This is a genomic window from Stenotrophomonas lacuserhaii (assembly GCF_014836545.1).
GTDB lineage: Bacteria > Pseudomonadota > Gammaproteobacteria > Xanthomonadales > Xanthomonadaceae > Stenotrophomonas > Stenotrophomonas lacuserhaii.
Window position 1 is genome coordinate 171,080 of sequence record NZ_JACSQS010000005.1, and the last position, 19,948, is coordinate 191,027.

Annotated in this window: 16 protein-coding genes; 6 read left to right on the forward strand and 10 right to left on the reverse strand. The window is 67.9% G+C overall.

Annotation, left to right across the window (positions count from 1 at the left end; translation table 11 throughout):
• Both smrA and H9654_RS07350 read right to left on the reverse strand, forming a co-directional pair.
• Complete coding sequence (smrA, locus tag H9654_RS07345; protein WP_191770158.1) at window positions 1–1,833, reverse strand: multidrug efflux ABC transporter SmrA; 1,833 nt, start codon at window positions 1,831–1,833, stop codon at window positions 1–3.
• An 89-nt stretch (window positions 1,834–1,922) separates the two neighbouring features.
• Window positions 1,923–3,482: a serine hydrolase gene (locus H9654_RS07350; RefSeq protein ID WP_191770160.1), complete on the reverse strand. Its 1,560-nt coding sequence runs from the start codon at window positions 3,480–3,482 to the stop codon at window positions 1,923–1,925.
• Between the two features lie 107 nt (window positions 3,483–3,589).
• On the opposite strand from H9654_RS07350, the gene H9654_RS07355 reads away from it, so the two are divergent.
• Together H9654_RS07355 and H9654_RS07360 are read left to right on the forward strand one after the other, a co-directional pair.
• Complete coding sequence (locus tag H9654_RS07355) at window positions 3,590–4,420, forward strand: DUF72 domain-containing protein (RefSeq protein WP_191770161.1); 831 nt, start codon at window positions 3,590–3,592, stop codon at window positions 4,418–4,420.
• A 39-nt stretch (window positions 4,421–4,459) separates the two neighbouring features.
• On the forward strand, window positions 4,460–5,377 hold the full coding sequence (locus tag H9654_RS07360; protein WP_191770163.1) for a DMT family transporter: 918 nt from the start codon (window positions 4,460–4,462) through the stop codon (window positions 5,375–5,377).
• A 5-nt stretch (window positions 5,378–5,382) separates the two neighbouring features.
• On the opposite strand, the gene H9654_RS07365 is transcribed toward H9654_RS07360, so the two are convergent.
• The 4 genes from H9654_RS07365 to H9654_RS07380 form a co-directional block, all read right to left on the reverse strand.
• The gene (locus tag H9654_RS07365; RefSeq protein ID WP_101100116.1) at window positions 5,383–6,105 is read right to left on the reverse strand and encodes a pseudouridine synthase; all 723 of its coding nucleotides are present in this window, start codon (window positions 6,103–6,105) and stop codon (window positions 5,383–5,385) included.
• Window positions 6,106–6,144: 39 nt separating this feature from the next.
• Window positions 6,145–7,809 carry a GGDEF domain-containing protein gene (locus H9654_RS07370; RefSeq protein WP_191770165.1) on the reverse strand — a complete coding sequence of 555 codons (1,665 nt, stop codon included), beginning with the start codon at window positions 7,807–7,809 and terminating at the stop codon, window positions 6,145–6,147.
• A 108-nt stretch (window positions 7,810–7,917) separates the two neighbouring features.
• Entirely contained in the window at window positions 7,918–10,335 is a 2,418-nt protein-coding gene (locus tag H9654_RS07375) for a putative bifunctional diguanylate cyclase/phosphodiesterase (RefSeq protein WP_225211925.1), read from the reverse strand.
• A 177-nt stretch (window positions 10,336–10,512) separates the two neighbouring features.
• On the reverse strand, window positions 10,513–12,417 hold the full coding sequence (locus tag H9654_RS07380) for a DEAD/DEAH box helicase (RefSeq protein WP_101099931.1): 1,905 nt from the start codon (window positions 12,415–12,417) through the stop codon (window positions 10,513–10,515).
• A 234-nt stretch (window positions 12,418–12,651) separates the two neighbouring features.
• Here H9654_RS07380 and H9654_RS07385 point away from each other — a divergent pair, with 234 nt between their 5' ends.
• Window positions 12,652–12,885 carry an RNA-binding S4 domain-containing protein gene (locus H9654_RS07385; RefSeq protein WP_101099930.1) on the forward strand — a complete coding sequence of 78 codons (234 nt, stop codon included), beginning with the start codon at window positions 12,652–12,654 and terminating at the stop codon, window positions 12,883–12,885.
• 30 nt (window positions 12,886–12,915) lie between these two features.
• On the opposite strand, the gene ubiM is transcribed toward H9654_RS07385, so the two are convergent.
• The 4 genes from ubiM to H9654_RS07405 form a co-directional block, all read right to left on the reverse strand.
• Complete coding sequence (gene ubiM / locus H9654_RS07390) at window positions 12,916–14,097, reverse strand: 5-demethoxyubiquinol-8 5-hydroxylase UbiM (protein ID WP_191770234.1); 1,182 nt, start codon at window positions 14,095–14,097, stop codon at window positions 12,916–12,918.
• Between the two features lie 90 nt (window positions 14,098–14,187).
• Entirely contained in the window at window positions 14,188–14,577 is a 390-nt protein-coding gene (locus tag H9654_RS07395) for an MAPEG family protein (RefSeq protein WP_191770167.1), read from the reverse strand.
• 3 nt (window positions 14,578–14,580) lie between these two features.
• Complete coding sequence (locus H9654_RS07400; protein ID WP_101099928.1) at window positions 14,581–15,138, reverse strand: DUF4019 domain-containing protein; 558 nt, start codon at window positions 15,136–15,138, stop codon at window positions 14,581–14,583.
• A gap of 58 nt (window positions 15,139–15,196) precedes the next feature.
• A complete protein-coding gene (locus H9654_RS07405) occupies window positions 15,197–16,354 on the reverse strand; it encodes a COG3904 family protein (protein WP_191770169.1) in 1,158 nt (385 codons plus the stop codon).
• 146 nt (window positions 16,355–16,500) lie between these two features.
• On the opposite strand from H9654_RS07405, the gene H9654_RS07410 reads away from it, so the two are divergent.
• Genes H9654_RS07410 through H9654_RS07420 form a run of 3 tightly spaced genes read left to right on the forward strand, consistent with a single transcriptional unit; the run spans window position 16,501 to window position 19,787 of the window.
• Window positions 16,501–17,976 (forward strand): DNA-3-methyladenine glycosylase 2 family protein, encoded by a 1,476-nt coding sequence (locus H9654_RS07410; RefSeq protein ID WP_191770171.1) that lies wholly within the window; start codon window positions 16,501–16,503, stop codon window positions 17,974–17,976.
• Window positions 17,973–18,470 carry a methylated-DNA--[protein]-cysteine S-methyltransferase gene (locus H9654_RS07415; protein WP_191770172.1) on the forward strand — a complete coding sequence of 166 codons (498 nt, stop codon included), beginning with the start codon at window positions 17,973–17,975 and terminating at the stop codon, window positions 18,468–18,470. The genes H9654_RS07410 and H9654_RS07415 overlap by 4 nt, the downstream gene beginning before the upstream one ends.
• 57 nt (window positions 18,471–18,527) lie before the next feature.
• Window positions 18,528–19,787, forward strand: coding sequence for an alkaline phosphatase family protein (locus H9654_RS07420; RefSeq protein WP_191770174.1), 1,260 nt, complete (start codon window positions 18,528–18,530; stop codon window positions 19,785–19,787).
• The last annotated feature ends 161 nt before the right edge of the window (window positions 19,788–19,948 follow it).

Below are 19,948 nucleotides of genomic sequence, written 5' to 3' on the forward strand. Positions count from 1 at the left end.
TCATCCCTCGGCGGCGACAAAGCCCCCGGTCTGGCGCGCCCACAGCCGCGCGTACAGACCGCCGGCCGCCACCAGTTCGGCATGCGTGCCGGTTTCCACGATGCGTCCCTGGTCCATCACCACCAGCCGGTCCATCCGCGCGATGGTCGACAGCCGGTGCGCGATGGCGATCACCGTCTTGCCGCCCATCAGCTCGTCCAGGTTGTCCTGGATCGCCGCTTCCACCTCCGAATCCAACGCGGAGGTGGCTTCGTCCAGCACCAGGATCGGCGCGTCCTTCAGCAGCACGCGCGCGATCGCGATGCGCTGCCGCTGCCCGCCTGACAGCTTCACCCCGCGCTCGCCGACCAGCGCGTCATAGCCTTGCCGCCCCTGGCCATCGACCAGCGAATCGATGAAGCCATCGGCACGCGCCTTGGCCACGGCCGCACGCAGCTCGGCTTCAGAGGCTTCGGGGCGTCCGTACAGCAGGTTGTCGCGGATCGAACGATGCAGCAGCGACGTATCCTGTGTCACCACGCCGATCTGTCCGCGCAGGCTTTCCTGGGTGACCCCGGCGATGTCCTGCCCATCGATCAGGATGCGGCCGCTCTCCAGGTCATACAGGCGCAGCAGGACGTTGACCAGGGTCGACTTGCCCGCGCCCGACGGCCCGACCAGGCCGATCTTTTCGCCCGGCTTCACCCGCAGTTCCAGCCCGGCGATCACCCCGCCGCGCTTGCCGTAGTGGAAGTGGATGTCCTGGAAGTGCACGCCACCGGCACTCACTTTGAGCGGCACCGCGTCATCGCGGTCCTGCACGGTCAGCGGCTGGGAAATGGTGGTGATCCCGTCCTGCACCGTGCCGATGTCTTCGAAGATGCCGTTGATGGTCCACATGATCCAGCCGGACATGTTGTGGATGCGAATGACCAGGCCGGTGGCCAGGGTGATCGCACCGACCGTGATCAGCCCATCGTTCCACAGCCACAGCGCCAGCCCACAGGTGCCGGCGATCAGGAACCCGTTGACGATGGCGATGGTCAGGTCCATCCCGCTGGTGATTCGCGTCTGCCGGCGATGCTTCTCCGCCAGTTCCTGGATCGATTCGGCGACGTAGGCCTGCTCGCGTCCGCCGTGGGCGAACAGTTTCAGCGTTGGAATGTTGGTATAGCCATCGACGATGCGGCCCATCGCCTTGGAACGCGCTTCGGAGGCGATCCAGGCGCGCTCCTTCGCACGCGGCACGAAGTACACCATGATCACCGCGTAGGCCAGCATCCACAGCACCAGCGGAATCATCAGCCGCCAGTCGGCCTGGGCGAACAGGAACAGCGCGGTGCCGGTGTAGACCACGATGTACCAGAGCGAATCGACCATCTGCACCGCCGATTCACGCAGCGAGGTACCGGTCTGCATCACGCGGTTGGCCACGCTGCCGGCGAAATCGTTGTGGAAGAAGGTCAGGCTCTGGCGCACCACGTAGTTGTGCATCAGCCAGCGCGAGCGGTTGCTCAGGCCCGGCACGATGGCCTGGTTGACCAGCAGGTTGTGCAGCCCGACCAGCACCGGCCGGGCGACCACGCACACCGCCACCATCCACAGCAGGTCCGATGCGTGGCGCTGGAAGAACCCGGCACCGGGCTGCTCGGCGACCATGTCCACGATGCGGCCGAGGAAGTCGAACATCGCCACTTCCACCAGTGCCAGCAGCAGGCCGGCGACCAGCGTGGCCAGCAGCACCGGCCACACCGGGCGCAGGTAGAACAGGTAGAACTTGAACACGCTGCGCGGCGGCATGCGCTTGTCCACCGGCGGAAAGACCGGGATCAGGGATTCAAACCAGCGGAACATCACAGTCGCTCACAACGGGGTAACCGGTTGATTATCCCACCGTAGGCATATCGGGTAGTGACGGCCGCTGGCGATCATCCACGCCAACCTCATTCCTGCGGCACGAACAACAGATCCTGGAAGTCGAAACTGAAGTCGGTCAGCTCGGAGATCGCCTGCATGCGGACCTCGCGAACCTTCCCGTCCGGGTCCAGGCTGAAGTTGACGAAGGCGTCGGCATTGAGCGAACGGTCGTCCCAGCGCACGATGAAGGTGTCGTGCTGCCAGTGTTCCAGCGTGCCGACCAGCTGCGCGGTCTTGTCGAACCGCAGCCGCAGCGCCTTGCCGTTGCCGGTGATGTGCATGTCCCCGTACCAGCGGTCGCGGTAACGACCGGCATACCGCTCCAGGGCCAACGATGGTGTGCTTTGCGCGGTGCGTGCCGCCTGGTGTTTGGCCCAGGCCGCGTCGGCCTTGTCACGGCTCTTGTCCACGGCCTTGCCGTAGGCGTCCACCCAGTCATGCCGGTCGCCGCCCAGATAAGCATCGAGCACGCTCAGGGTGATGGCATTGAAGGCCGCGCCGACTTCCTGGTTGGTCAGCACCACCACGCCCAGGTTCTCGCCGGGCACCAGCGTCACCCGGGACACCATGCCCGGCCAACCGCCGGTATGCCATACCAGCTTGCGGCCGCGGAAATCGCTCAGGCTCCAGCCTTCGGCGTAGCCGGCGAAGTTCGGCCGTGCCGGCGCCAGTTCCGCCACCGCCGGCTCGGCCACCACCTGCGGGGTGATCATCTGCCACATCTGCTGCTGGCTCTTCGCTGTGAACAGCGCACTGCCGTCAGCCAGCGTTCCCTGCGCCAGCTGCACCTGCATCCAGCGCGCCATGTCATGCACGCTGGAGTAGATGCCACCGGCGCCGGCATTGTTCTGCCAGGTCAGCGGTGCCACCGTGCGCAGGTCCTTGAAATCGAACTTGGCATGGCCGACCGCGGCGTTGTCGCCGGGGCGCAGGTGGTCGGCGTTGTAGCGGGTGCCGGCCATGCCGACCTTGTCGAAGATGCGTTGCTGCAGGAAGTCCTGATAGGACTTTCCGGAGACCTTCTCGATCACCTGTTGCGCCACCGCGTACAGGATGTTGTCGTAGGCATAGCGTTCGCGGAAGCCGCCCTTCAGCGGCACCTTGCCCAACCGTTCCACCACCTCGGCGTTGCTGTAGCCGGTGGTCGGCCAGAACAGCAGGTCACCGGCGCCCAGCCCCAGCCCACTGCGGTGCGAGAGCAGGTCGCGCAGGGTCATCTGCTGGGTCACGAAGGAATCGGACATGCGGAACGACGGCAGGTGATCGACCACCTTGTCGTCCATTTTCAGCTTGCCTTCTTCGGCCAGCAGGTTCAGCGACAGCGCGGTGAACGCCTTGGTGTTGGAGGCAATCGCAAACAGCGTATCGGCCTGCACCGGCTCCGGGCGGCCCTGCTCGCGCACGCCCCAGCCCTGCTCCAGCACCACCTTGCCGTCCTTGACCACGGCCACCGCGATGCCCGGCACGTCGAAGCGCGCGCGTACCCGCTCCACCGTGGCATCCAGGTCCTGCAAGGGGGCCGGAGTCGCCGCAGTCGCCAGGGTGGTAAAGGCCAGCAGCATCGCGCCTCCGATCAGGGGCTTCATCACGCACGTTCTCCAGAGTGGATGGCTGCGCCGAGCGGGCGCGCCGGGAATTCTCATGATGGTAACGGCCGGCGGTGCAGCCTTCCCCGTGCCAAAGGAGGGGTGGGATGGAGACACGTGGAAAGACCAGAGGGGGTTCGACTTCCGCGCCGATCCGTTGCGGCATCGGCGGCTGGGTATTCCCGGAGTGGCGCGGTGCCATGTTCTATCCGGAAGGACTGCCACAGCGCGAGGAACTGGCATTCGCCAGCAACGCCCTGCGCTGCATCGAAATCAACGGCACGTTCTACCGCACGCCGACCCAGGCACAGTGCGCGCAGTGGGCCGCGCAGACACCGCCAGGCTTCCGTTTTTCGATGAAAGCCCCGCGTTACCTGGTGCAGCGGCGCGACTTGTCCGGCGTTGCCGAGGCCGCGCAGCCATTCCTGCAGGCCGCGCTGGGCCTGGGTGACCGGCTGGGCCCGCTGCTGTGGCAGTTCGCCCCCACTCACAAAGCCGATGCCGGCGCGCTGGCGGAGTTCATGCAGTCACTGCCAGCCACCCTGCAGGGCGTGCCGCTGCAGCACGCGCTGGAGGTACGCAACGCCGCGGCAGTGAATGCCACGCTGGTGCAGGCAGCACGCACCCACAACGTTGCCCTGGTCATCGAAGACAGCGACGAGGCCCCACTGCACGGCGACCTCAGTGCCGACTTCGTCTACGCCCGGATCAAGCGCAGCCAGCCGCGCCTCCGTGCCGGGCTGCCGGCCCCGTTACAGCAACGCTGGGCCGCGCGCGCGCAGGCATGGGCACAAGGCGCTGCGGTCGAAGATCTTCCGTTGATCACATCGCCAGCCGATCCGACGCCGCGCGAGGTCTACCTGCTGTGCATCGGTGCGGGCAAGCGGCGCAACCCGGCAGCCGCCATCGCCCTGCAGCAGCGCTGCGACACACGCTGACCCATCGCCGCCGACGCTGGCTTGACGCACAATACCGCGATGAGCAGCCCCGATACCCGCAAAGCCCTTTTCCAGATCCACTTCTGCGTGCTGCTGTGGGGCATCACGGCCATCCTTGGCAAGCTGATCACCCTGCCCGCACTGCCGCTGGTGTGGTGGCGCATGCTGCTGGTGGTGGCCATGCTGGCGCTGCTGCCGCGGGTGTGGCGGGGCCTGCGCAACATGCCCTGGCGGGTGGTCGCGGCTTACTCCGGCATCGGCGCGCTGGTCGCGCTGCATTGGCTCACCTTCTACGGTGCGGTGAAGCTGGCCAATGCCTCGGTCGCCGCCACCTGCATCGCGCTGGCCCCGGTGTTCACCTCCATCATCGAACCCTGGGTCGCCAAGCGGCCGTTCCAGCTGCGCGAACTGCTGTTCGGCATCGCGGTGCTGCCCGGCGTGGCGCTGGTGGTGGGCGGGGTGCCCGAAGGCATGCGCCTGGGGGTGCTGGTGGGTGCGATGTCGGCGCTGCTGGTGGCGGTGTTCGGTTCACTCAACAAACGCATGGTCAGCCATGCCGATCCACTGACGGTCACCGCGCTGGAACTGGGCGCCGGCACCCTGACCTTGACCCTGCTGGCACCGCTGATGCCGTTCCTGCTGCCCGCCCTGGCCAGCCCGCTGTGGGTGCTGCCGGACGTGCACGACGGCATCCTGCTGCTGGTGCTGGCCGGCTTCTGTACCCTGCTGCCGTTCGCGCTGGCGCTGGTCGCGCTGCGTCACCTCAGCGCCTACACCGTGCAGCTGGTGACCAACCTGGAGCCGGTGTACGCGGTGATCCTGGCAGTGGTGCTGCTGCGCGAACAACATGAAGTCGCAGGCTGGTTTTACCTCGGCGTCGCGGTCATCGTCGGGGCGGTCTTCCTGCATCCCCTGCTCAACCGTCGTCGCCCCGTCCAGCATCCCGAACTGATCTGACTTTCCTACCAGTCGACCTGCCCCGGCAGCAGCCCGCGCAGTTCCGGCTCGCTGAGGTTGCGCCACTGGCCCGGCTTGAGCGCGCCGATCTTGATGTTGTCGATGCGTACGCGGCGCAGCTGGGTCACCCGGAAACCGAATTCAGCCGCCATCAGGCGGATCTGCCGGTTCAGGCCCTGCTGCAGGGTGATGCGGAAACCGAACTTGGCGATGCGCGAGGTGCGGCACGGCAGGGTCATCTGGTCATGGATGCGCACACCACGCGCCATCGCGCGCAGGAACTCGTCGGTCACCGGCTTGTTCACCGCCACCAGGTACTCCTTCTGGTGGCCGTTTTCGGCGCGCAGGATCTGGTTGACGATGTCGCCGTTGCTGGTCATCAGGATCAGGCCTTCGGAATCCTTGTCCAGCCGGCCGATCGGGAAGATCCGCTGCTCATGCCCGACGAACTCGACGATGTTTCCCTTCACCGAACTTTCGGTGGTGCAGGTCACCCCGACCGGCTTGTTGAGCACGATGTAGACGTGGCGGCGGCCGCCCGGACGGCTGGCCTGGCGGGCGCGCAGGGGCTGGCCGTCGACCAGCACCTTGTCCTCCTCGCCGACCACCGCGCCGGTACCGGCGGGACGTCCATTGACAGTGACGCGGCGTTCGCTGATCAGCCGGTCGGCCTCGCGACGGGAGCAGAAGCCGGTTTCGGCGATGTATTTGTTGATGCGGATGGTCATGCCCCCATTATCCGGCATTGTCGCGCCCACGGCATCCGTTCATAGCGGACGCACCGCGTCCAGCTGCTCACCATCCATCACCCGGTCACGCCCCGCGCGCTTGGCGCCGTACATCGCATGGTCGGCCCGGCGCAGCAGTGCGGCCAGGTCATCATGGTCGGGCCGCCACTGGGCCAGGCCGATGCTGGCGGTCAATGCCAGGCCGTCCACCTGCAGCGCCACCCCGGCCTCGGTGATCCGGCGCCCCACCTGCTGCAGCCGCGCCGCAGCGACATCGCGCGGAGCGCCCGGCAACAGCAGCAGGAACTCCTCCCCGCCCATCCGGAACACCTCGTCACGGCCTCGCAGGGCGCCGCGCAGGGCCCCGGCGACCGCCTGCAGCACCGCATCGCCGGTGTCGTGGCCGTGGCGATCGTTGATTTCCTTGAACAGGTCGATGTCGAGGAAACCGATCACCAGCGGTGCGCCCTCGGCACGTGCGCGTTCTATCTGCACGCCCAGCTCGCGCAGCCCGGCGCGGCGATTGGGCAGGCCGGTCAATGCGTCGGTGTCGGCCAGTTGGCGCATCTCATCACGTTGTTCGCGCAGGTTGCCCAGGCGCTGGTTGAGCGCATAGGCGGCCATCATCAACAGCCAGGTCACCGCCAGTTGCAGGGCTTCGACACGGTGGGCCAGCAACCACTGGGCGCGCGCCAGGTCGGCCACGATCATCACCAGGAACGGTGCCAGCGCGACCAACCCGATACTGGCCCAGCGGTCATTGCGCGACCATGCCCATACCCCCGCCAGCAGGGCCGCCGCGCAGCCGGCAAAATGGGCCGCCTCCAGCACATCCGACGTCCAGCCCAGCAACGTCCAGTCCATCCAGGGCACCAGCAGCGCCACCGCGAACAAGGCGCAACTCACGGCCGACACCACGCCACGCGAACGCGGCCAGGCGCGATGGCCTGCATTGAGTCGCCACAGCATGGGCAGCAGCACGGCCTGTGCGCAGGCGGTCAGGCCTACCAGCCACCAGGCACTGTCCACCCCGATCGGGAACCATGGCTCGGGATACCCGCTCAGTCCCCCCAGCACCGCCTGCCACAGCACGAACACAGCGCAGGCACCGATGTACATCAGGAAAATGCGGTCACGGGAGGTAAAAAATCCCATCAGGGACGACAGCGCCAGCGCCAGCGCGACCGCCACGCAGGCGGTACGCACCAGCAGCCGGGCGGTATCACGCTGCTGCACCGGGCTCGGCGCGCCAAGCCGCAGCGTGGGCCCCCAGCGCTCCTTCAGCGGCGTGGCCCAGGACACATGGATCGGTTCGCGGCTTCCGGCACGCGGCACGGTCACCATGCCGATGCCCGCGCGGAACCGCGAGTCACGCGTACGCGCATCGCCCATGTTGCCGCAGATCTCGCGGTCGCCATGGCGGATGGACACCTCGCCGGCGAACACATTGAACACATCCAATGCCTGCGGCTGGCCGGACCATCCCCCCTCCGGCGCGGGGATATCCAGCTGCTGGCGCTGTCCGCGCAGCATGTAGGCCTCACACGCGCGATGTGGCGTCGGCTCGTCGGTCGCCCCGCCCAGCAGCAGGTAGTCGCGCACCGGCTGCGGTGCGGCGGCGGCATTGCACACCCACAGCAGGCTGGAAAGCAGCACCGCAGCCAGCCCCCATCCGCCCCTGTTCCAGCGGCCCGACCGTACCATCGTGCTCCCCACGCAACACCCGCCTGCTTGCCATCCGTGTCGGGAGATTATCGCAGCCCGGCCGATTTCACGCCGGACCGCCGCCGCGCGCGGGAGCGACGAGGCGCTTCAACCGCGACCCAGCCACTTCCCGTGCGTGTCATGCCGCACCGGGTGCAGGGCGGTCTGGGTGATCCGCTCCAGCGGCTGCGGGCGTTCGATCGCATAGCCCTGCAACCCCTGCACGCCCATCTCCACCAGCTGCGCCGCCTGCTCTTCGGTTTCCACCCACTCAGCGATCACCTCCAGCTGCAGTTCGCGCCCCAGCGCGGCGATGGCGCGCACGGTGGCACGGCTGACCGGGTCGGTCTGCATGTCGCGCACGAAGGTTCCATCGATCTTCAGCAGGTCCGCTGACAGCTGCCGCAGGTAAGCAAACGAGGAAAGCCCCGAGCCGAAGTCATCCAGCGCGATGCGGCAGCCACGCGCCTTCACTGCATCGATGAACTCCCGCGCCTGGGCCAGGTTGCTGATCACCGCCGTTTCGGTGATCTCGAAGCACAGCCGCTTGGCCAGCGTGCGGTTGCGTTCCAGCAGGTCGTTGACGAAGGTGAGGAAACCTGGCTCGGCGATCGACTGCGCCGAGACGTTGACGTTGCACAGGCCCAGCCGCGCCACGTGCGCCGGACAGACCTGCAGGTGGCGGAACAGCATGGACAGCACGCAGCGGTCCAGCGACATGCCCATGCCATAGCGTTCAACGGCGCCAATGAATTCACCCGGACCATGCAACACGCCCTGCTCATCGCGCATGCGCACCAGCACTTCGTAATGCAGGTAGTCCGGCTCGCCGACGGTCGCTATGCGCTGCGCATACAGCAGCATCCGGCCGTCGGCGATGGCGTGGCTGACCCGACGCAGACGCTCGGCCTCGCCGCGGTGCTCGTCCAGCGCCAGCCGGTCTTCGTTGAAACAGTGCACCCGGTTGCGCCCGCCCTGCTTGGCGGCATAGCAGGCGCTGTCAGCCGCGCCCATCAACCAGTTCACGTCCGGCGTATCGGCGCGCACTTCGACCACGCCCACGCTGCAGCTGATCTTCAGCGTGTCATCGCCGAACTGGATGCTGGCCTGGCCCAGCGTGCGGATCACCCGCTGCAGTACCCGCCGTGCCTCCTCCTGGCTCGCGCCGGCGAGGAACACCGCGAACTCGTCCGCTCCCAGCCGGCCGACCCAGTCCCCTTCGCGCACCGCCCCCTTGAGGTGTTCGGCGAAGGCCCGCAGCATCTGGTCACCTGCCGCGTGACCGACCGCTTCATTGACCAGCTTGAAGTGGTCCAGGTTGAGATGGCACAGCGCATGCACTCCGCCGTCGTGGCGCACCTGCTGCAACGCCAGTTCAAGCTGCCGCTCGATCTCGCGGCGGTTGATCAGGCCGGTCAGCACATCGTGGCTGGCGTGGTGCTGCACCTGCCGGGCCAACACGTGGTTCTGGGTGACATCTTCGACGATGGCGAAGATCGACGTGCCCTGCTTGCCGCGGTGGACGGCGGTGCCGCTCCAGCGCCCCCACATCAGGCTGCCATCGGCGCGCAGGAAACGCAGCTCGCCGGCCTCCAGCTGACGGGGCCAGTCGATCTCCCCTTCGCCGTCCAGTACCAGCTCTCCTTCGGCCAGCAGCTGGCGCAGGTGCATGTGCACCAGCTGCTCGCGGGGGCGCTGCAGCAGATCGGACAAGGCTTGGTTGACCTCCATCAGGCCTCCGCCGCTGTCGATTTTCAGCATGCCCACGCTGGCCTGGTAGAAGGCCGCACGGAAGCGCGTCTCCTGTTCCATCAGGTCGATGCGTACACGCCGGGCCAGCAGCACCGCCACGATCGCGATCGCCACCACCGACAGCGCGCCGACGACGAGGGTGGTCATGCGCACCAGCGCGGACATGTTGACCAGCGCCAGCGAGAATCCGCGCGCCGTGTCCTGCAGTTGCAGGTCCAGTTGCTGCAGCCGCCGCTCATACCGCGCTGCGTCCTGGGCCGGGATGGCCCCGCCGGACAGCCGCTGCTCCAGTTCGTTGCTTATCGCGGCGATTTCCAGCAGCGGCGAATCGGTTTCCCGCCACAGCTGCGAGGCCTCGCGGAAATAGGCGAGGTCGCGCCCATAGCGGTAGGACAGGATCAGCCGGTTCACATCGCCGCGTGCATTTCCCCCGCGCAGGAACGCCGCGCGGGCCGCGTTGGTATCCGGCGGCTGCCGCTCCAGCGCCTGACGCGCCTGCAGATCAGCCAGCGGCACGTCGAGCTGCGTGCGTGCCTGCTGCAGATCCGCCGCGTGGCCGCTTTCCAGATAGCGGTGCAGCGAGGCGACCGCCTGCTGTTGGGCACGCGACCAGTGGCTCTGGCCGACGATCCAGGCGGTAGAGGCAGCCTGCAGTTCCTGGATGAGCGCGGAGATGCCCACCAGGCCGACCGCCATGCCGGTGAGCAGTGCAAAGCGCAGTGTCAGGCCGCGTGCCCTTGCACGCTGCCGCGTCCCCGCACCGGCCTCAACCATACCTGGAACCCCCCGAATCCGTGGTAGATCCTGCTTGCTGCCTGCGCATCATGCACGCTGGAATCGGCGCTGTCTGCATCCCCGGTAGACCGCCCGCCGCTGGCCGGATGCCTGTCCCGGGACAAAAAAAAACGCCAGCCCGGAGGCTGGCGTTGCATTCATCGGATCATGCGCGGATCAGACGTTGCGCGGACCACGCGGCTTGAAGCCTTCGCGACGCGGCGGACGATCACTGCCGCCCGGGGCACCCGGACCACCCGGACCGCTGCGGCGCGGACCGCCCTTGTCGAAGCGCGGCTTGGACGGCGCACGTGGTGCCTGGCTGATGTCCTCGCCCGGCTCCACGCGGCGCATGTTGAGCTGCTGGCCGGACACCCAGACTTTCTTCAGGTGGGTCAGCACGTCCTGCGGCATGTCGATCGGCAGGTCGAGCACCGAGAAACCGTCGTGGATGTCGATGCGACCGATGAAGCGGCTTTCCAGGCCGGCTTCGTTGGCGATGGCGCCGACGATGTTGGCCGGCTTCACGCCATGCTGGTGGCCCACTTCGATACGGAAGGTTTCCATGCCCTGCTCCGGTGCACCGCGCGGCGGCATCTCACGACGCGGACGCTCCTGGAAACCTTCGCCTTCGGCGCGCGGGGCGCGGTCGAACTTCGGGCGCTCGCCGCGATCGAAGCGATCATTCCGCTCCGGACGGTCGGTGCGCTCGAACCGCTCGCGCGGGGCACGCTCTTCGCGCGGCGCACGCACCGGCGGCTGCAGCAGGAACGGAGTGTCACCCTGCATCATCTTGGCCAGCGCGGCCGCGATGTCGATCGCCGGCACGTTGTTCTCGCCTTCGAAGCGCTCCAGCAGCTGCCGGTAGAAGTCCAGGCCGCCCTGGCCCAGCGTTTCGCTGATGCGCGCGGTGAACTTGTTGACGCGGTTGTCGTTGACCGCTTCCACGCTGGGCAGCTGCATCTCTTCGATCGGCTGGCGGGTGGCGCGCTCGATCTGGCGCAGCATGCCCTTCTCGCGCGGGGTGGCGAACAGGATCGCCTCACCGCTGCGGCCGGCACGGCCGGTACGGCCGATGCGGTGCACATAGCTTTCGGTGTCGTACGGGATGTCGTAGTTCAGCACGTGGCTGATGCGTTCCACGTCCAGGCCACGCGCGGCCACGTCGGTGGCGACCAGAATGTCCAGCTTGCCTTCCTTCAGCATGGCGATGGTGCGCTCACGCTGGGCCTGCTGCATGTCGCCGTTGATGGCGGCGGCGGCCAGGCCGCGGGCCTGCAGCTTGCCGGCCAGCTCTTCGGTGCCGGCCTTGGTGCGGGCGAAGATGATCATCGCATCGAACGGCTCGACTTCCAGGATGCGGGTCAGCGCATCCAGCTTGTGCATGCCGCTCACCCACCAGTAACGCTGGCGGATGTTCGCCGAGGTGGTCGTCTTGTTGACGATGGTGACTTCGGCCGGATCCTTCAGGTAGGTCTGGGCGATGCGACGGATGGCCGGCGGCATGGTGGCCGAGAACAACGCCACCTGACGCTTCTCCGGCAGCTTCTTCAGCACCGCTTCGACGTCGTCGATGAAGCCCATGCGCAGCATTTCATCGGCTTCGTCCAGCACCAGCGTCTTCAGCTCGGACAGGTCCAGCGTGCCGCGGTTCAGATGGTCGATGACGCGGCCGGGGGTGCCCACCACGATGTGCACGCCACGACGCAGCGCGGACAACTGGGTGGCATACGGCTGGCCGCCGTACACTGGCAGCACGCGGAAGCCGGCGATCTTCGACGAATAGGTCTGGAAGGCCTCGGCGACCTGGATCGCCAATTCGCGGGTCGGCGCCAGCACCAGGGCCTGCGGCTTGCTCTGCTGCAGGTCGATGTTGGACAGTACCGGCAGGGCGAACGCAGCGGTCTTGCCGGTGCCGGTCTGGGCCTGGCCCAGCACGTCGCGGCCTTCCAGCATCGCCGGGATGGTGGCGGCCTGGATCGGCGAGGGGGTTTCGTAACCGACGGCGGCAACCGCCTGCATCACGGGCTCGGAAAGGCCGAGCTGCGCGAACTGCAGCGGCGCCTGGGTATCTTGGGACATGGGGAACTCCGAAGGCACTGCCACGAACGTGGCAGGCGAAAAAAGGGGGGTATTTTGCGCTTAGGGCGCCCTTCTGACGCGTGCCCCGGCGCTTTTTCGAGTGCATAGCTTACAGCACCTTGCATGAACGACGTGCACGGCGTGTCATCGCTGTTCCCCCTGGCCGCCCCCCGGACCGGTGCGTGGGGCCCGCGCCTGCTTCACAATGGACGGCATTCATTCCAGGAATACCCCATGCAGATCCTTGAATTCGACCTCGACGGCGAGTACGTCGAGCTGAAGCAGCTGCTCAAGCTGACCGACCTGGTCAGCAGTGGCGGCGAAGCCAAGATGGCCATCAGCGAGGGCCTGGTGCTGGTCGATGGGGCGGTCGAGCTGCGCAAGGCCTGCAAGATCCGCGCGGGCCAGCAGGTGGAATTCAATGACAGCGTGATCCGCGTGCTGGCGCTGCCACCCGAAGCCGGGTAATCCCGGCACTGCCGGGTCCGTGGCCGGCTCCTACCCGGCCACGGGCTGGGTAAGCCGGTGGGCGATCAGCCGGCGGAACGGGCGCACGCCCTGCGCGATGCGCAGCCCGGCCGCGCGCAGCAGCCGCGCCGGCACGCGATCATCGGTGTAGACCCGGGCGATGGCGTTGGTGGCTTCGTACAGCGCGCGGGAAGCCAGCCGGTGCTCGCGCTGGTAGCGGGCGAGCATGCGTGCATCGGCGATGTCCGCCCCCCGTGCCTGTTGCGCGATGACCAGCCGGGCAAGCCGCTGCTGGCTGGCCAGGCCCAGGTTGAACCCGTGCGCGGTCACCGGATGCATGCCCACGGCCGCATCACCGATCAGCGCCGCACCGGCAGCGATGAAGCGTTCGGCATACACGCCCACCAGCGGATACGCCTGCGGCGTGGTGACCGGGTGCATGTGGCCCAGCCGGTGTTCGAAGAACCCGCTGACCGCTTCACCGAACGCGGTACCGTCCATCGCCAGCAGCGCCTCGGCCTGCCGTGGCGGCAGGGTGACCACCGCCGATGCCAGACGGTCGTTGAGCGGCAGCAGGGCCATGGTGCGGCCATAGCCGAACCATTCCCACGCCGTGTGCTGGTGGTCGCGCTCGACCTGCATCCGGCATACCAGCATCGTTTTGCCGAAGTCCTGCAGGCGCGCACCGATCCCCAGCATGCGCCGGGTGGAAGAGAACCGGCTGTCAGCGGCCACGACCAGTCGTGCCTGCACGGTGCTGCCGTCGTCGAGCAGCACCTGCTGGCCACCGTCGACCGCATGCACGCCCTGTACCTTGCATCCGTCACGCAGCTCCAGGCCCGGCTGGTCATGGACGGCATCCCACGCCGCGCGGCGGATCAGATGATTGGGCACCAGCCAGCCCAGCGGGTCGCCGCTGCGTCGGTCGCTGGCGAAGGTCAGTGCGAACGGCGAGCGCCCATCCAGCACCCGCGCGTCCCGCAGTTCGGCGATTTCCGCGGCAGGGAGCCGTTGCCATAGCTGCAGGTCCTGCAGGACCCGGCGCGAGGCATGGGTCAGGGCGATTTCGCGGCCGTCGAACGCTGCGTCCGCCAGCGCCTGGCGCGGCTGCGGCTCCACCACCGTGACCTGCAGTCCACTGCCTGCCAGCGCGCGGGCGAAGCAGAGTCCGGCCGGGCCTGCGCCCACCACCACCACATCGGTCACCTGCATGCTGCTTCCCCGCGATTTCATGTCCAGCAGCAGCATAGCGATGCGGGCACGCGCGGGGCCTTGATCTGGATCAGGCGCTGCGGTGACGGTTCACAGCAGCGCCCACAACAGCATCAGAATGCCAGCCAGCGACACCAGCCATGCCAGGCTGCGCACGTAGGGGATGCCGGCCGCATACAGCGGCACATAGGCCAGTCGCGCCCAGAAATACAGCTGCACCGCCAACGCCGTACTGCTGTCCTGCCTGCCTGCCACCACCACCGCGATGGCGGCGGCGGCGAACACCGCGAAGGTTTCCAGGAAGTTGGCCTGCGCCCGTTGCAGGCGCCCGGCCAGCAGCCCGGGCGGCGGCGCCTGGCCATCGCGGGCCGAAGCGTTCCAGTGCGTGCCACGCTCGCGGGTGATCGCCGCAGCAGCCAGCATCACCTGCGCCAGCCCGAGCACACCGGCCCAGGCCAGCATCTGCAGTTCGATGGCCATCGCTCAGGTCCCCGGCGCGCGGACGCTGTAGCCGGCGAGACGCCAGACGCGGTCCTCATCCAGGCGGAAGCTGACCAGTTCGCGTACCGGCTGGGCGCTCTTCTCGAACCGCGTGGGGTAGGTCACGTTGAGGTACAGACCTTCAGGCACCGCCGCACCGGCATTGAAGCGGACCCGGCTGATGCTCGGCTGGCCCCTGCCGACCAGCGCACCCAGTCGGGCGCGATCAGCGGCGACCTGCTTGGCGAACGCATCGCGGGCAACCGCCTTGCGTGCCACCGACGAGGCGCCATCCCACAGCTGTGCGGCCTGTCCGCCATCGACCAGGCGAACGGCCTGCAGGGCGGCAGCACTCATTTCGGCATTCTGCTTGTCCAGCTGGGCCTGCTGGGCCGGGGTGAGCTGCTGGGTCGGCGTGCCCGGCCGTGCGGCGGCCGGTGCGGCAGCCGGCGTGGCAGGCGCAGCGGCAGGTCGCGGCGCCGGCTGCGCCGCCGGCTGGGGCTGCTGGGCCCCTGCGGTGAACGGCAGCAGCAGGGACAACACCATCAACGAACGCTTCATCGGACACTACCTGTTCAGGAGAAGTTTCCGCAGTCTACGCCAGCTTCGCGATGCGGCTTCACGACTCCGGTGGCGCCTCCGCGGGCTGCCGTCCTGCGGCCGTGGAAGCATCCATCCCAAAGCTCCCCTGTGCGGCATCGTCGGCAGCCGGGGAGGCGCCCGGCGCAGGGGGCAGGGTCGCCACATCGATCTCCGACAACGGGCTGTCCGAGGGGCACACCTCATCGGGGAAACCATAGTCTTTCTTCAGCGCCTGGCCACAGCTGTTGACTGCATCCAATTCCGCGCCTTCGCGTTTGCACTGCTGGTCGAAGGCCACCAGGAAGGCATCCTTGCGGCGCACGAAGTCATCGCCGCAGGCCCGCATCTGCTTGATCCGCTCCAGGTCGTCCTGCACCGCGTTGGTGCCGTCCAGGCCGTACTGGCGCAGTTCGTCGGCGCTGAGCAGGCGCAGGCTGCGGTTGGGCACGGTCATCATCAGGTCGGCCACGCCCACCGCCACCCCGTTGCGCTGCAGGTAGTCCTTTACGTTGTCGTACACCTCGTGCAGTTCGCGGTTGAGTTCGGCGCGCGAGGTGGCCTTCGAACTGATCCGCATCATCCGATGGATGCCGACCTTGCCCGAGACCAGGCGATTGTCACCTGCGGCCAGCACGAACACACAGGCGCTGTGGCAGATCGACCCTTCGCGCACCCAGATGGTCCAGTTCGATTCGCCGATGCCATCGCCAGCCACGATCGCCGACTCCACCTGCCCACCGCTGGAATCCAGGTCCAGGATGCGCTTGTGGATGCCGAGTTGTTCGGCCACCACGGCCAGCCGCCAGCTCAGTTCGGCAAATCCCGGGTTGATCTTGCCGCTGTAGCGGACGCGCAGCAGGCCACGCTCCACGCAGGGCTGCAATGCCTGCTCCATCTCGGCCCGCGCAAGGCCGGGCAGCGCTACGCCGTCACCCTCGCTGGCGTAGTCGGTGCTGCAGCTGATCCAGGCCTCGCCGTTTTCCAGTGATGCCGTCGGCCATGCACGATCGGTACGCTCGGCAGGCGGCGCGACAGGACGCGGGGCGTCGGCCACGTTGATCGATACCATGTGGTCGCCATCGGCGCCGGGCGCGCGCGTGGCCGCTTCATTGGCGGTGACGTTGCCGGGGTTCTCCAGCTTGCTGCACGAAGCGAGGGCGAGGCATAGCAGGGGCAGGCACCATCTGGGCGACATGAACCTTGGAACCGGGAAGAGGACACGTCCCCAGTCTAGAGCCTGCGCCGCGTGTGACGACAACGCTTCCTGAATCGGTACCCGCCCCCGGCATCCATGTCCGAAAATGGCGAGCCCCGCCCTGCCCTGCGGCCTAGACTGTGGCCATGTCCTCGACCGCCGCCCTCGACACTGCCACCTGCGAACGCGCCCGCCTGGCGCGCGATGCGCGCTTTGACGGCTCGTTCTTCACCGCCGTGCGCAGCACCGGCATCTATTGCCGGCCGGTGTGCCCGGCCCCGCCGCCGAAGCCGTCCAACGTCACCTACTACCCCAACGCAGCGGCCGCCGCCGCCGCCGGCTACCGGCCATGCCTGCGCTGCCGCCCGGAGTTGTCGCCCGCCGCCCAGCAGGTACTGGAACAGGAGACGGTCCGTCGCGCGCTCGATCTGATCCACGCAGGCTTCCTGCAGGACGCCAGCGTGGCCGCGCTGGCCGAACGGGTCGGCGTGGGCGCGCGCCAGCTGCAGCGTGTGTTCGTGGCCGCGCTGGGCGTGACGCCGCTGCAGCTGCATACCACCCAGCGCCTGCTGCAGGCCAAGCAGCTGCTGACCGAAACCCGCCTGCCGGTCACCGATGTCGCGCTTGCTGCAGGCTTCAACAGCCTGCGCCGATTCAACGACGCCTTCCTGGCCGGCTGCGGCATGCCACCCAGCGCCATCCGCCGGCTGCCCGGCGTGGCAACCCGGACCGGCGAGGGCCTGCGCCTGCGATTGGGCTACCGGCCGCCGCTTGATTTCGGCCTGATGCTGCAGTTCCTGCGCCGGCGCATGATCCCCGGCATCGAGCGCATCGAGGAGGACGGCTATGCGCGCGTCATCGGTCCGCCCGAGCGCCCCGCGCTGCTGCGGGTGCATGCCGACGCACGCCGCAGCGAGCTGGTGCTGCAGCTGGACGGCGTCGACCCGCGGCAGATTCCGCAGGTAGTGCGGCGGGTACGGCATATGTTCGACCTGGATGCCGACCTGCGCCAGGTACACGCCACGCTGCAGGACGACCCCCTGCTTGCGCAGGGCATCGCGCTGCGGCCCGGACTGCGCGTGCCAGGCGGCTGGGAGGGCTTCGAAGTGGCGGTGCGCGCGGTACTGGGGCAACAGGTCAGCGTGGCCGCGGCGACCACGCTGGCACGGCGCCTGGTGCAGGCGTACGGGCAGGTGCTGCCGGGCATGCCGAACGGTCTTGACCGGCTGTTCCCGCAGCCGGCACAACTCGCCGACGCCCCCTTGGAATCGATCGGCCTGCCGCGTACGCGCGCGGGCACCCTGCGCGCTCTGGCACGCGCCTGCGATGCCGGTGAGCTGGATTTCAACGCCGGCCAGCAGTTGCAGGAATTCGTACAGCGCTGCGTGGCGTTGCCCGGGATCGGTGCGTGGACCGCGCAGTACATCGCGCTGCGCGCGCTCGGCCAGCCCGATGCCTTCCCGGCCGGCGACCTGGTGCTGCAGCAGATGCTCGGCACACCCGAAAAACGCCTGACCGAGCGCCAGGCCGAGCAGCGCTCGCAGCCATGGCGTCCGTGGCGGGCGTATGCCGTGCTGCACCTGTGGCATCTGTCCACCCCGTTTACCGGAGTTCCGTCATGACCCTGCACTACGATCGTTTCGATAGTCCGATCGGCGAACTGACCGTGGCCGGTGACGCGCACGGCATCGCCCACATCCTGTTCCCGCAGAACCGCCACGATGCCAAGGGGCGCGAGCACTGGATACACAACCCGGCCACCGTGCACGACGCACGCGAGCAGTTGCTGGCCTACCTGCACGGCGAGCGCACCCACTTCGACCTGCCGCTGGCACCCCGCGGCACGCCGTTCCAGCTGCGCGTCTGGAACGCGCTGGCCCACATTCCGTTCGGCCAGACATGGAGCTACCTGCAGTTGGCGACCCTGCTTGGCCAGCCCACCGCCACCCGCGCAGTGGGCGCCGCCAACGGGCGCAATCCGCTGCCGATCGTGCTGCCCTGCCATCGGGTTATCGGCCGCAATGGCGCGCTGACCGGCTTCGGCGGCGGGCTGGAAACCAAGGCCGCACTGCTGCGCCTGGAACAGGGGGATGGCGGCTTGTTCGCACGCCAGTGACATGGGGTGTCTTGGGGGTGTCTTGGGTGCGTCATCGCCTCGCCTTAGAATGGCGTGATGACTCGACGCCCCTTTGCCTGGATGCTGGCCGCTGTGCTGCCGCTGGCTGCCTGTACCACCGCCCCGCCCCATTCCACCGTGTCCACCACGCCCGCGGCCGTGGCGCAGGAAAAGCCCGCGCACAAGCTGCTGCTGGTATCCATCGATGGCCTGCGCGCCGATGCGCTGGACCGCGGCATCACGCCGAACCTGCAGCGCATCATCGACAGCGGGGTACGCGCGAAATGGATGACCCCGTCGTATCCCTCGCTGACCTTCCCCAACCATTACACCCTGGTCACCGGCCTGCGTCCGGACCATCACGGCATCATCCACAACAGCATGGACGTGGCCGAACTGGGCCGCTTCAAGCTGAGCGAGGCCGAGACGGTGACGCGGGTGGAGTGGTGGGGCGGCGAGCCGATCTGGGTCAGCGCCGAGCAGGCCGGGGTACGCACGGCGACCTGGTCCTGGCCGGGCAGCGAAGCGGAAATCAAGGGCATCCGGCCCAGCCAATGGCGCCGCTACGATGAAAGCATCGCACTGGAAGCCCGCGCCGACAGCGTGCTGGGATGGCTGCGGCAGACCGACGCCGCTGCACCGCGGCTGGCCACGCTGTATCTGGAAACCGTCGACAAGGCCGGCCATCGGCATGGTCCGGATTCGATGCAGTACACCGCAGCGGTCAAGCACGCCGATGCCGTGGTGGGGCGCCTGCTGGATGGCCTGCAGCAGCACGGATTGAGCGCGGACACCAACGTGGTGGTGGTCTCCGACCACGGCATGGCAGCGGTGGCGCCGGGCCATGTGATCGCCACCGAAGACATGGTGGACCCGCGGCTGGCACGCAACATCAGCACGGGCCAATCGATCGGTTTCGAGCCGGTGGAAGGGCAGCAGGCCGCCGCCGAACGTGCACTGCTCGGCCGCCACGCACACTACCAGTGCTGGAAGAAGCAGGACCTGCCGGCACGCTGGCACTACGGCAGCAACCCGCGCATTCCGTCGATCATCTGCCAGATGGACGAGGGCTGGGATGCGCTCAGCCGCCAGAGCATCGCGCGCCGCAGCTACCAGGATCGGGGCTCGCACGGCTATGACAATGCGCTGCCGTCGATGCGTGCGGTGTTCATCGCGCGCGGCCCCTCGTTCAAGCAGGGCAAGGTTATCGCGCCGTTCGACAACGTGGATGTGTATCCGCTGCTGGCGCGGCTTCTGCAGGTGCCTGCGGCCGCCAATGATGGCGATGCCGATCGGTTGCTGGACGCCCTGCGCTGAGGTTGTGTGTTTGCCGGGCTGCGCCCGGCGCCCGCGCTTCAAGCAACGTCAAGATCAACGTCAAAGGCTGCAGGGCTGTTTGCTGGCGGGGCGGGGTGGCTGTGCAGGACACGCCGCAAGTACGTCCGTGTAGGCTCGCTTTTCGCATCCATGCGAAAAGA

What these genes read in the sequence shown, in the direction of transcription:
- smrA (WP_191770158.1), bottom strand. Translation starts at nt 1,833, where the DNA reads ATGTTCCGCTGGTTTGAATCCCTGATCCCGGTCTTTCCGCCGGTGGAC.
- H9654_RS07350 (WP_191770160.1), bottom strand. Translation starts at nt 3,482, where the DNA reads ATGAAGCCCCTGATCGGAGGCGCGATGCTGCTGGCCTTTACCACCCTG.
- H9654_RS07355 (WP_191770161.1), top strand. Translation starts at nt 3,590, where the DNA reads ATGGAGACACGTGGAAAGACCAGAGGGGGTTCGACTTCCGCGCCGATC.
- H9654_RS07360 (WP_191770163.1), top strand. Translation starts at nt 4,460, where the DNA reads ATGAGCAGCCCCGATACCCGCAAAGCCCTTTTCCAGATCCACTTCTGC.
- H9654_RS07365 (WP_101100116.1), bottom strand. Translation starts at nt 6,105, where the DNA reads ATGACCATCCGCATCAACAAATACATCGCCGAAACCGGCTTCTGCTCC.
- H9654_RS07370 (WP_191770165.1), bottom strand. Translation starts at nt 7,809, where the DNA reads ATGGTACGGTCGGGCCGCTGGAACAGGGGCGGATGGGGGCTGGCTGCG.
- H9654_RS07375 (WP_225211925.1), bottom strand. Translation starts at nt 10,335, where the DNA reads ATGGTTGAGGCCGGTGCGGGGACGCGGCAGCGTGCAAGGGCACGCGGC.
- H9654_RS07380 (WP_101099931.1), bottom strand. Translation starts at nt 12,417, where the DNA reads ATGTCCCAAGATACCCAGGCGCCGCTGCAGTTCGCGCAGCTCGGCCTT.
- H9654_RS07385 (WP_101099930.1), top strand. Translation starts at nt 12,652, where the DNA reads ATGCAGATCCTTGAATTCGACCTCGACGGCGAGTACGTCGAGCTGAAG.
- ubiM (WP_191770234.1), bottom strand. Translation starts at nt 14,097, where the DNA reads ATGCAGGTGACCGATGTGGTGGTGGTGGGCGCAGGCCCGGCCGGACTC.
- H9654_RS07395 (WP_191770167.1), bottom strand. Translation starts at nt 14,577, where the DNA reads ATGGCCATCGAACTGCAGATGCTGGCCTGGGCCGGTGTGCTCGGGCTG.
- H9654_RS07400 (WP_101099928.1), bottom strand. Translation starts at nt 15,138, where the DNA reads ATGAAGCGTTCGTTGATGGTGTTGTCCCTGCTGCTGCCGTTCACCGCA.
- H9654_RS07405 (WP_191770169.1), bottom strand. Translation starts at nt 16,354, where the DNA reads ATGTCGCCCAGATGGTGCCTGCCCCTGCTATGCCTCGCCCTCGCTTCG.
- H9654_RS07410 (WP_191770171.1), top strand. Translation starts at nt 16,501, where the DNA reads ATGTCCTCGACCGCCGCCCTCGACACTGCCACCTGCGAACGCGCCCGC.
- H9654_RS07415 (WP_191770172.1), top strand. Translation starts at nt 17,973, where the DNA reads ATGACCCTGCACTACGATCGTTTCGATAGTCCGATCGGCGAACTGACC.
- H9654_RS07420 (WP_191770174.1), top strand. Translation starts at nt 18,528, where the DNA reads ATGACTCGACGCCCCTTTGCCTGGATGCTGGCCGCTGTGCTGCCGCTG.